The organism is Desulfobacula sp. (assembly GCF_021107415.1).
Genome location: NZ_JAIOSW010000039.1, coordinates 1 through 15,578, shown reverse-complemented (window position 1 = coordinate 15,578; position 15,578 = coordinate 1). Strand labels below are relative to the sequence as shown.

Annotated in this window: 10 protein-coding genes and 1 pseudogene; 2 read left to right on the top strand and 9 right to left on the bottom strand. The window is 44.1% G+C overall.

Going from position 1 to position 15,578, the window contains the following annotated elements:
• Positions 1 to 188: pseudogene (locus K8S13_RS02205) on the top strand (hypothetical protein); the annotation flags it as partial.
• Positions 185 to 2,002, top strand: coding sequence for an aldehyde ferredoxin oxidoreductase family protein (locus K8S13_RS02200; protein WP_291460089.1), 1,818 nt, complete (start codon positions 185 to 187; stop codon positions 2,000 to 2,002). The pseudogene K8S13_RS02205 and the gene K8S13_RS02200, both read left to right, overlap by 4 nt.
• Here K8S13_RS02200 and K8S13_RS02195 read toward each other — a convergent pair.
• The 9 genes from K8S13_RS02195 to K8S13_RS02155 form a co-directional block, all read right to left on the bottom strand.
• Positions 1,986 to 3,848: an aldehyde ferredoxin oxidoreductase family protein gene (locus K8S13_RS02195; protein WP_291460088.1), complete on the bottom strand. Its 1,863-nt coding sequence runs from the start codon at positions 3,846 to 3,848 to the stop codon at positions 1,986 to 1,988. The genes K8S13_RS02200 and K8S13_RS02195 overlap by 17 nt on opposite strands.
• 20 nt (positions 3,849 to 3,868) lie before the next feature.
• Positions 3,869 to 5,266, bottom strand: a complete 1,398-nt coding sequence (locus K8S13_RS02190) for a sodium/glutamate symporter (protein ID WP_291460087.1) — start codon at positions 5,264 to 5,266, stop codon at positions 3,869 to 3,871.
• 81 nt (positions 5,267 to 5,347) lie between these two features.
• Positions 5,348 to 6,355: a hypothetical protein gene (locus tag K8S13_RS02185; RefSeq protein ID WP_291460086.1), complete on the bottom strand. Its 1,008-nt coding sequence runs from the start codon at positions 6,353 to 6,355 to the stop codon at positions 5,348 to 5,350.
• A 45-nt stretch (positions 6,356 to 6,400) separates the two neighbouring features.
• Positions 6,401 to 7,276, bottom strand: coding sequence for an NAD(P)-dependent oxidoreductase (locus tag K8S13_RS02180; RefSeq protein ID WP_291460084.1), 876 nt, complete (start codon positions 7,274 to 7,276; stop codon positions 6,401 to 6,403).
• 33 nt (positions 7,277 to 7,309) lie between these two features.
• A complete protein-coding gene (locus K8S13_RS02175; RefSeq protein WP_291460083.1) occupies positions 7,310 to 8,923 on the bottom strand; it encodes an FAD-dependent oxidoreductase in 1,614 nt (537 codons plus the stop codon).
• A gap of 3 nt (positions 8,924 to 8,926) precedes the next feature.
• The gene (locus tag K8S13_RS02170) at positions 8,927 to 10,594 is read right to left on the bottom strand and encodes an FAD-binding protein (RefSeq protein WP_291460082.1); all 1,668 of its coding nucleotides are present in this window, start codon (positions 10,592 to 10,594) and stop codon (positions 8,927 to 8,929) included.
• A gap of 192 nt (positions 10,595 to 10,786) precedes the next feature.
• Positions 10,787 to 12,763: a hypothetical protein gene (locus K8S13_RS02165; protein ID WP_291460081.1), complete on the bottom strand. Its 1,977-nt coding sequence runs from the start codon at positions 12,761 to 12,763 to the stop codon at positions 10,787 to 10,789.
• A gap of 103 nt (positions 12,764 to 12,866) precedes the next feature.
• The gene (locus tag K8S13_RS02160; RefSeq protein ID WP_291460079.1) at positions 12,867 to 15,194 is read right to left on the bottom strand and encodes an arylsulfatase; all 2,328 of its coding nucleotides are present in this window, start codon (positions 15,192 to 15,194) and stop codon (positions 12,867 to 12,869) included.
• 4 nt (positions 15,195 to 15,198) lie between these two features.
• Positions 15,199 to 15,578: hypothetical protein (locus tag K8S13_RS02155; protein ID WP_291460078.1), on the bottom strand; the 380-nt coding region annotated here is incomplete at its 5' end.

The following is a 15,578-nucleotide window of genomic DNA, read 5'->3' as shown; positions in this document are numbered from 1 at the left end:
CTTATGGTGCGCCTTCCATGTATCCAGGGAAAAAATTGATTCTCATTTGTGACCTGTGCAATGGAAGTCCGCAATGCGTTCAATATTGTCCGGAACAGGCTATCCAATACTTGGAACGCCACAAGGCAGAACGGTTGTACAGAGCTGAAATTGTCAAAGACGCGGGCAGGGGAGGGGAATTATCATGAGCAAAATACCAGGCATTGCGGGAAAAATTTTAAGAATCAATCTTACTGACCAGAGCATTCAAATTGAAGATACGCCATTAGATATTGTCAGAAAATATCTTGGTGCAAGAGGGTTTGGTATCTATTATTTTAACAGGGAAGTTGATCCGGTTATTGATCCTCTGGGGCCGGAAAACAAATTGATATTCATGAGCGGAACGCTTGCCGGGTCCTTAATCCCGGGCAACAATAAAATTAATTTGACATTTAAGTCGCCTTTAACAAATACCTATTCATTTTCTTTGTGCGGGGGGCATTGGGGGCCGGAGTTGAAATTTGCCGGATATGACGGATTGATCATCGAAGGTAAGGCTGAGAACCCGGTTTATCTGTGGATTGATGATGAAAATGTTGAAATCCGGGCTGCTGAACATCTCTGGGGTAATATTATCAGCCAATGCGATCAAAACATCAAAAAAGAGTTGGGCAAAGATATGCAGATCCAGATTGCCGCCATTGGCCCTGCAGGAGAAAATTTAAACAAAATGGCATGTATCACATCCGGCGTTCATCGGGAATTTGGACGCGGTGGGTGCGGTGCGGTCATGGGATCAAAAAACCTGAAAGCCATCGCTGTTCGAGGAACACAGGATATTCAGTTCCATGATATCGAACAGATGAAAAAACTTGCTCAAAAGTATTATGCGCAACTCAAATCCAGCCCGAAAATCCAGGATCGACGACATTACGGAACTCCTGAAATGGTGAAAGATATCAATGAACGGGGGCTTTGGTGCACACGAAATTTTTCACAAGGGTATTTTGAAGATGGGTTCAAGTTAGAGGGTCCGCAAATGCGCAAGGATATTGTGGTCGGGGATGCCTCTTGCTTTGGATGCCCTGTGGCATGTGGCAAACGCAGTTATGTAGCCACTGAAAAATATGGCTTGATGCACATCGAAGGTCCTGAGTTTGAAACAATTGGCCTGCTTGGGCCGAATTGTGGTGTCAGTGACTGGGATCATATTCTCAAAGCAACAAAAATTTGTGACGATTATGGTTTTGACACCATGAATGCCGGGGGATGTATCGCTTTAGCAATGGAATGCTTTGAGAAAGGCATTATCAGCCTTAAGGAAACCAATGGAATTGAGTTGAAATTCGGGAACGGCGATGCATTGGTGAAGATTCTCGAAATGATGGCACTGCGAAAAGGAATTGGAGATATTTTAGCAGAAGGGGTCAAATCAGCTTCTGAAAAATTCGGTGCGCCTGAACTGGGGATGCATTCCAAAGGCCAGGGACTGGCGGTCTATGACCCAAGGGGAATGAAGGGGATGGGACTGACCTATGCCACTTCACCAAAAGGAGCGCACCATATGATGGCAACCACCATGGGGCCTGAAATTGTTCAGAAAAATCGCCTGGAAACAAAAGGAAAAGCAGCCCTGGTAAGAGAGCAGCAGCTCAGTATGTGTATCGTTGACTCTATTGGTATCTGTTCAACATTGCGTGCGGGAATGGATTTGCAAAATCTGGTGGATGGCTTTAATGCGGTGACCGGTCTTAACATGGATAAACACATGTTTAATAGCGCTGCTGAAAGAACGATTAATTTAGAACGCCTGTACAACAGCAAATTGGGATTTTCTCGAAAAAACGATACATTACCAAAACGGTTTTTAACAGAACCAATGAAAAAAGGCCGAAGTGCGGGTGAAACAGTGGACCTTGAGGTAATGCTGGATGAATATTACATAGTCATGGGATGGACCCGGGACGGGTTACCCACAGCAGACAAATTGAAAGAACTCAATCTTAAAGCAAAATCTTGAGTTTTTTTAGTAATTTTTGTTTTGGGATCCCTTCCTTGTCGTATCCTCGTAATTTGTAATACTTTTCAAGCATTGGCTCCAGGGGAACAAGCCTTTTTTCAGGATCATTTTTCTGGGATTCTGAAAGCAGTCTTCCAGGCAGAGTATCATCGGTTTTTCGAATCCCTTCATTCGTGTTCATAAGTCTTTCAAGAATATGAATTCTTTCACCTGCCTTTAAAAAATCCCTTGAAGACAGGGAAACGCCAGAGGCAGCGCTGAAAAATTTTGGATATAATGAAAAATCCACCAGGGAGAGGGCAAGGACAGGAATATTCTGCATCAAAAAACCTAAGACAAAATGGGGTGTCATTTTTGTCAATGGAACTTCAAGCGTCAGGCCATATGCAGTAAATTGACAAATATCCATTGAATTGATAGCGGCATAGAAATTTTCAAAAAACTTTACAAACTCAGGTTTTGCACGAATGGTATCAGGCTTTAAGAGATTGAGTATGTTTTCAAATCCAACAGGAAATGAAGACAGATGACAGGCACCTCTGTTGGCAACAGCATATCCAAGGCCTTGCCCCCAGGCCCCTCGCGGATCATAGCCCGCCATCTCAAGGCCCTTCACCTGGATAGCAAATTCCTTTCCGCCAAATTTATTCGAAAGCGCTCTTGATCCCTTTGCCATCTCTTTTCCAAAACCTTCAAGTTCTGCAATATTTTTTAATGCTTTTACAATTTGTCCTGAAGAGCCGAATTTGAGATCTGTATTAACAAGTCCTTTTTCAGTGGCTTCCATGACCCATGCCAGGGTTCCCCCGGCAGTTATGGTATCCATTCCCTTTTGATTGCAAATGTCGCTAAACAGTGAAATATCATTGGGATCAAATATGCCAAGGTTTGCCCCCAGCAATGCAAGGGTCTCATATTCTGGAACAGGTGTCTGTTTACCGTTAAACATCCCTTTATGCCCGCAGAGTATGGAACATGGCTTGCAAGTATGGTGCGTTGTGTTATGATTTTCTTTGATCACTTCGCCTGTAATATTCGCTGCATCAGGATGATTGCCATAAGTGAAATTATTGACCGGCAGCATATTGTTTTTAATGATCGGGTTTGCATTGGCAGCCGTTCCAAACTGTCTCATTGATAAAGTTGTAGGATTTCGATTAATATATTTGCTTGCTCTGGCTTTACTTTTTTGAAACCCTTTTTTATCAAAAGGAACAACTTTATACCGGCCTTTTAAAGCAACAATGGCTTTAAGGTTTTTTGATCCCATGACCGAACCAAGTCCACCCCTTCCAAGGTATCTGTGACCCGAAGCAACATTAGCAAAGCGAACCAGGTTCTCTCCTGCAGGCCCGATCACCAGCGTTTCCTGGTTTTTTGTGCTAATAGCAGTTTGAGCTTCTTCAATCTCTTTTCCCCATAGACTTGAAGCATCAAAAAAATTAATTTTGTCATCATGGATTTGAAGGGTGACCGGTGTATCAGATTTTCCTTTAAGAATAATACCATCCCATCCATTGGTTTTGAGCTGACGTCCAAAGGAGCCGCCGCAGGAGGAAGAACCCATAATCTTTGTAAGAGGAGACTTGAAAACTGCATGAAATCGGCCGGAACAAGGGGCATTGGTTCCGGTTAGAACGCCTGTCATGATGACAATCAAATTGTCTTCACTCAATGGATCAATTCCTGGTTTTAACCGGTCATACAATAATTTTAATCCAAGCCCTTTTCCACCAAGGTACATTTGTCTTTCCTTGTCGGAAATTGAAATACTTGAAAATATTTTTTTTGACAGATCAATTTCCAGCATATTGTTCAAAGTTCCTGTAATCTCTTTGACAGGCATGGCTGCCTCCATAATTAGTATTAGATCAAATCTGAATTTTTACTATTTTCAAAAAAAGTCTTTGGCGGTCCCCATAATTTTGTTATTTTGAGTAATATCAGGACCAGCAGCATGATGGCGGCATATATTCCGATCATTAGAGGAATGCCATACCCCAATGTAACAGGTAGAGTTGCAATAACCATAAATCCAGCAGTAAAGGGGAAAACAAAAAAAGGATACGCACCAAGCTCCAAGAGTAATGGTGACTTGAATTCCGGATCCAGCATTCGAAGTAACAACAAACCAGTTGACATCTGCCCTGTATACATGCCGTAGGTGACAATGGTATGCTCAAGATTCATGGTGTGCATACGTCGCCCAAAATACAAAAGGGATAGTAAAGTAACTATTCCGGATGGAATTGATATGATCAGAATAGGAATAATAAATTTCCAGACAATACCCAGATTAATGGCAAGTAAAGTTGCAGTGATCATGATATCAATACTAAACCCTGTAATACGGTTTTGAACGCCCGGATCGATAAGGTGTTCTATTTTTGCTTTTTTCATCAGTAATCTGAATAAGACCGCAATAATCATACCTATTGCAAAAAAAAACCCCCAGGACGCTTTTCCAATTGCAGGTGGCAGCATCTGGGCAATACTATTGCAGAAAAAATAGGTTATGATATAAATAATACCTGCAAGCCCAAGCTGAAAAGCAAGATTATCAATGTTCTCTGTATGAAACGTAAGAGTTCCGGCCTTGATATCTTTTTTTTCTTTTGGAAGGATGCCTTTTAAAAAATCTTTGGACAGTGATGTTTTGCCATGTTTTGCAGAACCTTTATTTAAGGCCATTCTGACAAGAGGCATTCCTAGAAAAAAACAAAAAATATATCCCATGACTGCAAAGGAAAGACCAACTGTAATTGCATTCTCAAAACCGAATTCCGCATATACTTTACCAATGGAGAGTGCCTGGCCAGGCCCTTCATTGAAACCTATGGGTGCCAGAAGACCAAAGGTTGGAAAGAGATCTTTGCCAAACAGGCCAAACACCAGAACACCACACAGCCCGATGATCGCTTGAACAGGCCATGTAATACCTTTCATGAGAGCCATCCACAAAGAGGCTTTCAATATCTGTTTTCCTGTGCCATGGTCTTTATTTGGGTTTTTAGTCCGGGTTAAACCAACGGAAATAAAGGCTATATTTAAAAAATGATAGGAAAAATTTTCAAATAGAGAGAAGGGTAAATCAAATATTTTTAAATTTAAACAAATACATCCCAGGGTACCCCCGATGAGACAGCTTGGGAGCAGGAAATACTGGAAAAAGCGGAAGTGTGCACGAAAAACAACACCAATGACAAGAAAAGCTCCTATTGTACAAAAACCTAAAACAGGTTCAAAAACAAAGGGTAAATCCATATTAATCTCCTAAATAGCAGCTTCAATTATTTATATGGGTTTTTTATATCCTTCATGACCATTCCGCTTTAATATAACCAATTATCCGGCAAGGGCCCGGGCGTAATAATCCAACCATACCACCCGTTCCTGGGTAACTTCAATACCAAATATATTGGGTTGTTCCTCCAAAGACTGAAATAAAGGCCTGCGAACCCAACCACCTTCCGGTTCTTGAATCTTCAATTGATGGTCTGCTACTTTAACAACAACATCCGCATATTTTTTATCACCTGTGGCGTTGTAAAGCCATGAACACCCCCATCCTATTTTGCCGGATGTAAGATCTTCATACACCCCTTCTCTGCACTTTTGCGTCAACCCGAAAATTCTGTCAGCAGTTTCAAGCCATCGGGAATCCTGTGTAAGTTCATATAATTTAGCAAGACCCGCCATGGCAGCACCAAAATACCAGTACATCATACCCGGCATTTGAAAATCCACAATATACTCAGGGATTTCATGGGGTTGGCACACGGTGATCAAGTTACCGTTTAACCATAACCTTCGCAAGTACAATCGTTCATCCGGCTCAGGCTGATCATCCAACATTTTTTCAAAAAATTCCCCACATTTTATGGCAGATTCCTTTCTTCCCAACATTGACAATACCACCAGCCCCAGGGCGGTTGATCCCCAATCCAGAATCTGGAACATATCATGGTATTCCTTGCGAGAGGGTATACCTCCGATTTCAGGGTGGACCATGCTTTCAAAATAATCACCGCCTGCTTTTGCCAGATCATCGCGGCCCAGCTCGTGGGCGCCCCAGCATAACCAGGCATTCCGATAGTTGTTGTACATTGAGAGGGAAGGATCACAATGACCATTGTTGAAATCACCATTTTCAAAAAAGTGTTTTTCAATATAATTCATCGTGGCTTCCGCTTCCTTGACATATCCGGCTGTTTTCATGGCAAGGGGGGCTTTGAACATACCCATTACAATGTGTTCAGTTTTTCTGTAACTGCCATCTTCATTCATTAATTTAAGCGTCCATTCAGCAGCACGCCTGGCCGCAGCCTTATATTTATCAATTTTATCCTGCATTTTATTTTCTCCCATCTCTTTTTTTTAAAAAATATTTGAAACCAACTACGATTTATCATCTTCTTTTAAATAAATTCGTCTGGAGGATTGCAAACCAAGCTTCCCCCGTCCCTGTCGAATATTCAACTGCAAAAGAGATTTTACCAGAGATCCTACAGGCAACGGCGTGCCGGTATCTTCTGCCATTTTTAAAGCCAGGCGAACGTCCTTGTGCGCAAGAATTGTCTGAAACCCCACATTGTCAACTTTGGCCATAAACATCAATACCATCATATCAAATACTCGTGGAACATTGAGGCGCTGCAATTCTGCCAAAACCTTGGTATCCACTCCAGCGTCTTCGGCCAGGGTATATCCTTCTACGACTGTAGCCATCATGTTCATGGTCATCAGGTTATTGGCAAGTTTAACTGCAGAACCCATACCTATGGGGCCGCAAAAAAGTGTGAGCTGCCCCACAACATCTAATACAGGGCGGCATGCTTCCATATCTTTTTTCTTTCCGCCAGCCAGCATAACAAGATTACCGGCAGCAGCTTCATTGGGGGAACCCCCCACCGGGGCGTCAAACATAGTGACCCCAACCTTGGCAGCGGCCTCACACATTTTTTTATTACACTCCGGGTCAACCGTACTGGAATCAATGAGATAGAGACCTTCGTGGGCACCTTCTAATAGACCGTCTTTCTCAAGATATACCGATTCAACATGTTCCGGTTCCGGAAGCATTGTCATCACAACATCAGAAACCCGGGCCAATTCTTTGGGACTGTCTGCAATTTTGGCACCTGCCTGTTCAAACGTCTTCAGGATCTCCGGGTTTAAGTCGTAAACGCTCATATCAAACCCTGCATTCAGCAGGTTAAACGCCATGCCTTTTCCCATTGCTCCAAGTCCAATAAATCCGACTTTTTTAATCATGTTACCCTCCTAAATTTATGTTTATTCAAAGAACTATCTTAATAAATATGGTATTTTCACCTCAAGTGCATCATTGGGGCATTCCACCTCGCAGGGCAGGCAAAACCAGCAGGTTCGGAATTTGCCAAAAGGCTGTCCACAGGAATAGCATCGTTTTGCTTCCATTCGAGCCGCTTCCTGACTGACAGGTAATTCAATTTCCTGAAAGTCCCCTTTGCCTTTTGAACGATGTTCATCAATAATGATGCGTTTATCTGCGGAGCCTTTGCTTGTATCAATATCAAATTCGGTTTCAATGGGGCCCGGATATTTCCGGCCAAACCGTAAATGTTCTGCATTAAGGAATCTATTGACTGATTCTGCTGCCTCTCGACCGCTTGCCAGAGCATGAATTACAGAGGACGGCCCGGTGTGAATATCACCGGCTGCAAAGATTTTTTCATTTTTGGACTGAAGCGTAAGAGGATCAATTGCCATTTTAAAATTTTGAGTCAAACCTGAAGATTCCAAAAATGCTCTGTCCGCCTGCTGGCCAATGGCGATGATAACGGTTTGTGCATCTATATAATGCAATTCACAATCATCAAAATCGGGAGCAAAACAGCCGCAGTTATCAAAAACCTGCACACAGCGCTGGAAATCAATTCCAATCAACTGCCCATCGCTAAAATTCAGTTTTGGATTTCCCCAGGAATACTGAAAATTTATTCCTTCTGCTGCGGCACTTTTAATAGCCTCTGGAAATGCAGGGAGTTCATTGTTGGATTCAAGGGTGACCATAGTGACCTCTTCTGCCCCTAATCTGAGCGCTGTCTGCGCCGAATCCACAGCTACATTTCCACCGCCGATGACAACTACCTTTTTGCCGACTTCAAGCGCCTTGCCTCCCCGGACAAGCTTAAGAAATGGCAGACCATGGTAAACTCCCTGGTTTTCTTCCCCGTCAATATGGAGTATGCCATGTCCAGGGCAACCTGCGGCGACAATAACCGCATCAAACTCATTTTTGAGCGCTTCCATGCTTTTATTTTTTCCAATGGCTACCCCGCATTGAAAAGAAACATCCATTTCAATGAGCAGTCCCATTTCCCTGTCTAATACAGACTGGGGAAGCCTGAAATCCGGGATTGCCCATCGCAGCATTCCTCCGGGCTCTTTTTCAGAATCAAAAATTGTTACCCGATGACCATGAGTCCTGAGATCATAGGCTGCCATCATTCCGGCCGGCCCGGATCCGATAATTGCTATGCTTTTGCCTGTGTCGGGCAGTATTTCCGGAAGCGGGATTTTTTCCCCCGTGAATTGATCCGCAATATACCGCTTGAGATGGCGAATGGCAACCGCCTCTCCCTCTTGTCCCTTTCTATGGCATTTTTCTTCACAGGGATGGGAGCATATACGTCCAAGAATTTCAGGAAAGGGCAAATCCTGCCTTAAAATTTCCATTGCCTTTCTCTCTTCACCCCTGGCAATCAGCTGAACATATCCCTGACAATTTACGCCCAATGGGCATGCCTGGCGGCAGGGTGCCAGTTTCATCCTCAAATTATCCAATATACAGGTATTTACACAAATACTGCAGAATACACATTTGTCCATATCAATAACAATATTATCAGATAGCGCTTCTAATAAATTTAATCCCATTGGTTATGCCTCCTTATCCATACGAATGATGGGTGCATAGGATATTTTCACATCTTCAAATCTTTCTCCCTGGCTCAACACAATATGCTTTTTCCACTCCTGTTCATTAGTTTCTGGATAATCAGTCCGGTAATGCCAGGGCGTCCAGCGGCTTTCCTTCCGTTCCCTGGAAGCAAGGGCACTTAAAGTGGCGCATTGAATAATATTTTCTACCTCAAACAATTTAAAAAGGTCATGTACATTCTGAACACGAACCATTGTCGATAGCTCTTTGCGAAACCGATCCATCCACCACAGCGCCCGGTCCAGCTTATACTCATTTTTAGGCGGTTTGATATAATCACTGATCATTCGTCTGACTTTATACTCAAATTCCTCGATGGCTATTTCATTAGTATTTTGAGCTAACCTTGCATCTATTTCATTTATAAAATCATTGATTTGTTTTTCATCTAAGGAAACATCACCATTGTTTGCAGCAAATTCGGTTGCACTCTCAGCTGAGATCTCTCCAAAAACAAAAGCACCTGTTAAATGTCCCCTTGCCACAAGCGATGTGTCACCGGCCGCATATAAACCCGGGACAGCAGTTTCTGCGTTTTCGTTCACCCTCACACCTGTCAGTCCATGCCCCCCGCATAAAAATACCTCAGTGGGCCATAATTCAATTTCACCGGTTCGAAAATCAATTCCGCGGCCTTCATAAAATCGCTCACAGGCAGGCCGTTCAGTTGTAAAAAGAAGCTCTTCAATTTCTTTGATTTTATCTTCAGGAAGATGGTTCATGTTAATCCGCATGGGGCCGCTATTTTTCATGACATGTTCATTAAACATGCTCCTGATTGAAGGATGAGCCTTGTCTCTGCGTTCATTAAATGCATTAAAAAGCTTTGCCCCACGGGTTAATGTAATATAAAGAAGGGGGGCATTAATGTCTTTTACAATATAATATACAAGCGTGTACTCAAAGCCGCTCAATTCTGCGCCTGCACGATATGCCAGGCAATAACCGTCACCGGTGTTACCAGGATAATCGTATACGCCGTAAAGATGACCATTGTCCGGGAGTCCGAATCTTGCTGTTCCACCGGAGGTGAGAATAACGGTTTTGGCCTTGCAGACAATAATTTCACCCGTGCGGACATTCATTCCAATGGCACCGGATACCCTTTCCCCATCCTTGATGAGCCGCATCGCCATGGTCCGGTTGATGATCTTCACCCCAAGATCAACCGCTTTTTTTGCCAGAATGGTTTTCAGTTCCGGCTCTTTCATGGTCACGCAAAATTTACCTTTGGGATGAACCTGGAGGATATCATACTGGCCATTGTCATCTTTGGGAAAAAATATTCCCCAGGATTCCAGTTTTTTCATCATATCCCAGCTTCGTTCCGCCATCCGGTAATTAACCGGCTCGTCCATAATACCCTCACAGGCAATGCTGTTGGATTCCACATAGAGTTCCGGGGTTGATATCCCAGGAACTGCCACAATATTTAACGCGTCCATCCCCCTTGCAATGCACCCGGAATATTTCATGTCTCCTTTTTCAAAAACAACGACTTTCTGATTCGGATCCAATTCCTTGGCCCTGATTGCCGCCATAACGCCGGCACTGCCTCCACCGATGATCAACAAATCAGCTTCAATAATCGGGTAGTCTTTATTCATATTTTCCTCACTATTTCCATGTACAAGGTTGCAATTTTATGGCTGTTATTCCTCTAATTCTGTTTTTCCGTCAGAGATATTCTTATATACTGTTCTGTATCACTAATTCTATATATCTTTATTCGTATAATTATAGCTTGTCAAGTTTTTTTATACTTTAAAGAGTGATAACAATTTTTCCAGAAAATATCGTTAAATCCCTTTTTCAATCCCATCGGCAATATCATTCAGCAATTTTATCGATCGTCTTAAGGGTTCTTCCCTTTGATTGCTTTGCCAATCATGATGGAGCTTTTCGACAGTTTCAAGCTTTCCATTGATGGTATTCCACTGTTCCTGTGTAATATCGCCTGTTGTTATTGCCTTTGGCGCTACAAACCTTGCCTGATTGATAAGGTCCTTTACTTCGGCAATATCCGCTCTTGTGCCCTCCGGCTGAATACTTAAAAGATCTATACCCCGATTAATTTTGTCCGATGCAGCCACTGCAATATCACGAAGCAGCAAATCAATTCGATGTGGGCTGTATTTGGTCATCCCGCCCCTGGTTGGATGAATACGATCACCAAAGAGCCCCCTGGCAATGGCACGCCGCAGGGGAGAATGGGCAATTAGAACACCACCATCCGGCGTTGGCATCACCATTCCCAATGAACTTTGTCCTTTGTTTTTACCATCGGCAAACCATCTTAATTGGCCCGTCTTCCGATCCAGAATACCAACGCCAACTTTAACCGGCAGGAATACGGGCGTGTCCCCAAACAGTTTAAAGGCGGGGCCTACTCCAGCCAGAAAGGCGATACCATTGGCGGTTATGGCGGCAGTGTCCAGGTTCCATTGATGGAAGTTGGAATTGATATCTTCGTACATATCCATTTTTGCCCGCCATGCCAGTTCTGCATGATCTCCCTTGTCTATTATCTTTACCACATCCCGCCGGGTGACGGCATACAATTCACCATTATCCGAGGAAACGGATATGGAACCTCCAATCTGATCAGCATCTCCGCTTGTTAATTTGAGGCTGTATTTCCACACAATATTGCAGTCATAATCAAAGGCTATCATATTTCCATAGGCATCTCCCACATATCCACGTTGGCCATCCCCACGGAGTGCTGCTGTTGAAGCAGAGCCGCCCTCAAAGGAGAGTTTTGCCCCGATTTTCATCTTCCATCTGTATTTCCCTTCTTTGCTGGGAACGATATCAATCCGATACAGTGCTCCATACTCGGATATACCATCATTTTTCCCATCTTTTTCATCCAGATCTGTCGCAGTGATCCACATGGCGCCTGTTTTTTGATCAATGGAAAGATAGTTGGAGTTTACAACACGTTCTCCAAGTATTACTGCAAGCTGATGGGCAATTGTATACCCTTTTGGAGTGCCTTTAAACAGGTAGCTCAACTCCTCTTGTTCCAGTTTTTTGATTGCTTTGGGAAGTTTTCTGTTATCTTTTCCCGGGCTGGGTTTTCCTGGCAGGTAGAAGGGTTCAATATTTTGTTCTCCGGTTTTACGATCAACCGCATAAATCATACCCGTGCCGGTTACCCAGAGCAATCCGTCAAAGATCGGGTTATAGTTGGGACCGTTGCTGTTGTATTCACCCAGATTTTTAAATGTCGCTGTCTCAGGCGGCTCCGGGAATCCTGTCGGTTTGTGGTAGATGATCTTTCCACTGGGATGGACGGCCAGGACTTCTGCTTTCTCACCCACATATATAATCTCTTTTCCCGGGTTGTCCGGGTCACTTAAAACCAATGGCCTACCACCGCCGGTGGGCCTTTTATCGCCGGTGACTTTCCAAAGCAACTTACCGGTTTTACCATCCAGTTTGATAATAAGTGCTTTGTCCGCAGGAAATTGAGGTGTACTGTAAAGGTCTCCCCTGCTGTCAAAGGAAGAGGAAGAGGGATTAAAATAGTCTGTCTCACTAACCCAGTCTATTTCCAGGACAGGCCCAACCACAGTGGTAACTTCATCAGAATTCATCACGTCACCATGCCTTGCCCGCCAAATATTTCTTCTTGGCATGAGAGGAGTGGTTACCTGAATCTGCCGTTTTCCTTCCGGCTTCCATTGATGATTTTTGGAAATTTCAAATTCCCGTACCGGTGGATCTACGTCAGCTGTATACTTCATCCACCCGATTTTCAACTTCTTCACGGTTTTACAGCCTGTCAAAGAAACGCAGCAAAATAATAAAAGGATCAGACTGATTGGAATGAATGTTTTTAACTTCATGATAAAATTCTCGGTATATTATTTTTTATTTTATACCCACCCATATTGCAACCTTCTCAATTTGACCGGTAAACGGAAAGCTGTCAGTATAACTGGTTGTGATAAGTGTATTGCCGTCACGACCAATATCGAGCCCTTCATGGGACAAACGGCCGGCAATGGTTTTCGGCATATCCATCCGGCCGGCCTCTTTGCCGTTAATAAACAGCTTACCAATACCTGCAAGCTTACCGGTTTTTTCAAACTCAAACTGGATTTCCGATTTACCTGCCGGAACACAAATCGTTGATTCAATTTTATATAGTTTGCCGAAACTGGGCACATTGGCACAATAATTATACTCAAACACTGCTTTATCGTCCTTGATATAAATCACAAACCCTGAATCATCGTTTCCATTTGCAAAGAGTACGCCTTCTTCGTTGCCCTTTTCCCTGACAACCGGGATAGTGATGGTATAGGGCCGGTCAATAAATTTTGGGGTCGCTTTCTGGTCGACACGGGGTGTTCCCGAATAAAACAGATACTCTTTCTCTTTGGGACCTCTCATGGCTTTCATGGCTTTAATCGCCAGTCCCCCGAAAAAACCCGGGTATTTGGGATCAATCATATAATCAGCATTCACCTTTTTTGCTTCCGCTTTCCAGAGTTTTTTTAATTCTTTGAGTTTATCCGGATGCTGCGCAGACAGGTCGTTTGCCTCAACAAAGTCTTCTTCTAAATTATAAAGTGACCACTTGTCATCATCATAATCGTCGCCGCTTTTGTGTCTGGCCACGGCTGTCCAGCCGTCATGATAGATTCCCCGGTTATGCCCCATTCGATAAAATTGCTTGGTGCGCCGCTCTTTGCCATCGGGATCATCAAAGGTGTAAGCCATGCTGATACCGTCAACCGGTAATTGTTTATATCCATCAAACACGTCGGGCAGTTCCAGATCGAGCAGTTCAAGAATTGTTGGCATGACATCAGTCGCATGGTGATACTGAGTGCGAACTTCATTTTTGGTTTTTAATTTTGCAGGCCAGTGCACAATAAACGGCACGTTGATACCGCCGCCATAGGTGTCCTGCTTAAAGTAAGGAAACGGCGTGTTGCTTACCTGGGACCAGCCAATGGGATAGTTGGGGCCGGAGTTCGGGCCGCCAATATCATCCAGCCGTGCCACAAGATCCTGTACAGACTCAGCCTGACCAGCGTAATATGCAGAATGGTTCACGCAACCGTTGATGCTCCCTTCCTGGCTGCCGCCGTTATCCGACATCACGACAATAAGGGTATTGTCAAGTTCACCCAGGGCTTTCAACTCATTAAACAGGCGACCCAGTTCAACATCTGTTTGATCAAGAAAACCCGCATACACTTCCTGCAAACGTGCATACGCTTTCTTCTGGTTGCTGTCTAATGATTCCCACGCTTGAATCCGTTTATCATTTTCAGGAAGTTCTGCGTTTTGGGGAATCAGCCCCATCTCTTTCTGGCGTGCAAACCGCTGTGCCCGCATCACATCCCATCCCTCATCATATCGGCCGCGGTATTTATCTAAATATTTTTGTGGTGCCTGGTGCGGGGCGTGCATACCCGGTGTGCCAATATACATAAAAAACGGGCGGTCTTTACCATGAGTACCGGCATAAGACTGGTGTGTGCGAAGCATTGTAATCGCATTATCCACCAAATCCCGGGTCAGGTTGTAGTCCCTGTCATAAACCCGGTCAACCACCTTGTTGTCTTGGATTAACTCGGGTGCGAACTGATCTGTAGAACCGGGCATGAAGCCGTAGAAACGGTCAAAGCCTTTTCCCAGGGGCCAGTTTTCAAAAGATCCGGCAGGACCCAAATGAGACGGTGGTGTAAGGTGCCATTTACCAAGCGCATAAGTGCCATAACCTGCATTCTGAAGGACTCGCGCCACTGTCGCTGCCGCCGGATCAATACGCCCTCTGAATGCCGGGAAACGGGGACCAAGATCAAATCTTGAAACCAGTCCCATGCCCACACGGTGAGGTTCCCTGCCGGTCAACACTGCAGCCCGTGTTGGAGAACAGGTGGGCGTGGCATGGAAATTATTGTAGCGCAAACCATTTCTCGCAAGGCTATCGATATTAGGGGTGTCTATTTCCGAACCATAAGCACCTATATCTGCGTATCCCGTATCATCGAGCAGGACCACAAGCACATTGGGATTTTTATTCTTATTTGCTTTGATTGTCTGTTTTTGCTTTTCTGTTATCGAACTCTGATCAGGATATTTCCCACCCGATTGCGTGGCACATCCAGCGACAAGCAGCACAGTTAAAAACATTCCAATCCAAATACCTTTGAAAAACTTGTGTATGATGTTTTTTTTCATCTTTTCACCTTTTTCCTTGTTTATCCAGAATCTCCACAGCCTGTAACAGGCTTTCACCCACTTGGGTCAGTGTTGCCTCTTCTGGTTTTATATCTTCAACGACACGATCAATCACCTGCCTTATCATCCTCCATTGCCCTTCTGCCAGGGAGCCTTCCTGTATCGCTTTCGGGGCCACGCGATAGCACTGAGCCATAAGCTGTTCTATCTGATAAATATCCTCACGGGCAGCCCCGGCATGTGACGTGGCAAAGCCAGCCGTGTTTACAGCTCTATTGGCTGCGGCCCAGAGGGCATCTCTTATGATAAGATGCTGGTGAATCGGTTTGAACTTTGTTATGCCACCGACAACGGGCCTGGGGCTTTTTGAATTTCCTAAAATCG

Excerpts from the sequence above, each read along its gene's own strand:
- K8S13_RS02200 (WP_291460089.1), top strand. The coding sequence starts at position 185 with ATGAGCAAAATACCAGGCATTGCGGGAAAAATTTTAAGAATCAATCTT.
- K8S13_RS02195 (WP_291460088.1), bottom strand. The coding sequence starts at position 3,848 with ATGCCTGTCAAAGAGATTACAGGAACTTTGAACAATATGCTGGAAATT.
- K8S13_RS02190 (WP_291460087.1), bottom strand. The coding sequence starts at position 5,266 with ATGGATTTACCCTTTGTTTTTGAACCTGTTTTAGGTTTTTGTACAATA.
- K8S13_RS02185 (WP_291460086.1), bottom strand. The coding sequence starts at position 6,355 with ATGCAGGATAAAATTGATAAATATAAGGCTGCGGCCAGGCGTGCTGCT.
- K8S13_RS02180 (WP_291460084.1), bottom strand. The coding sequence starts at position 7,276 with ATGATTAAAAAAGTCGGATTTATTGGACTTGGAGCAATGGGAAAAGGC.
- K8S13_RS02175 (WP_291460083.1), bottom strand. The coding sequence starts at position 8,923 with ATGGGATTAAATTTATTAGAAGCGCTATCTGATAATATTGTTATTGAT.
- K8S13_RS02170 (WP_291460082.1), bottom strand. The coding sequence starts at position 10,594 with ATGAATAAAGACTACCCGATTATTGAAGCTGATTTGTTGATCATCGGT.
- K8S13_RS02160 (WP_291460079.1), bottom strand. The coding sequence starts at position 15,194 with ATGAAAAAAAACATCATACACAAGTTTTTCAAAGGTATTTGGATTGGA.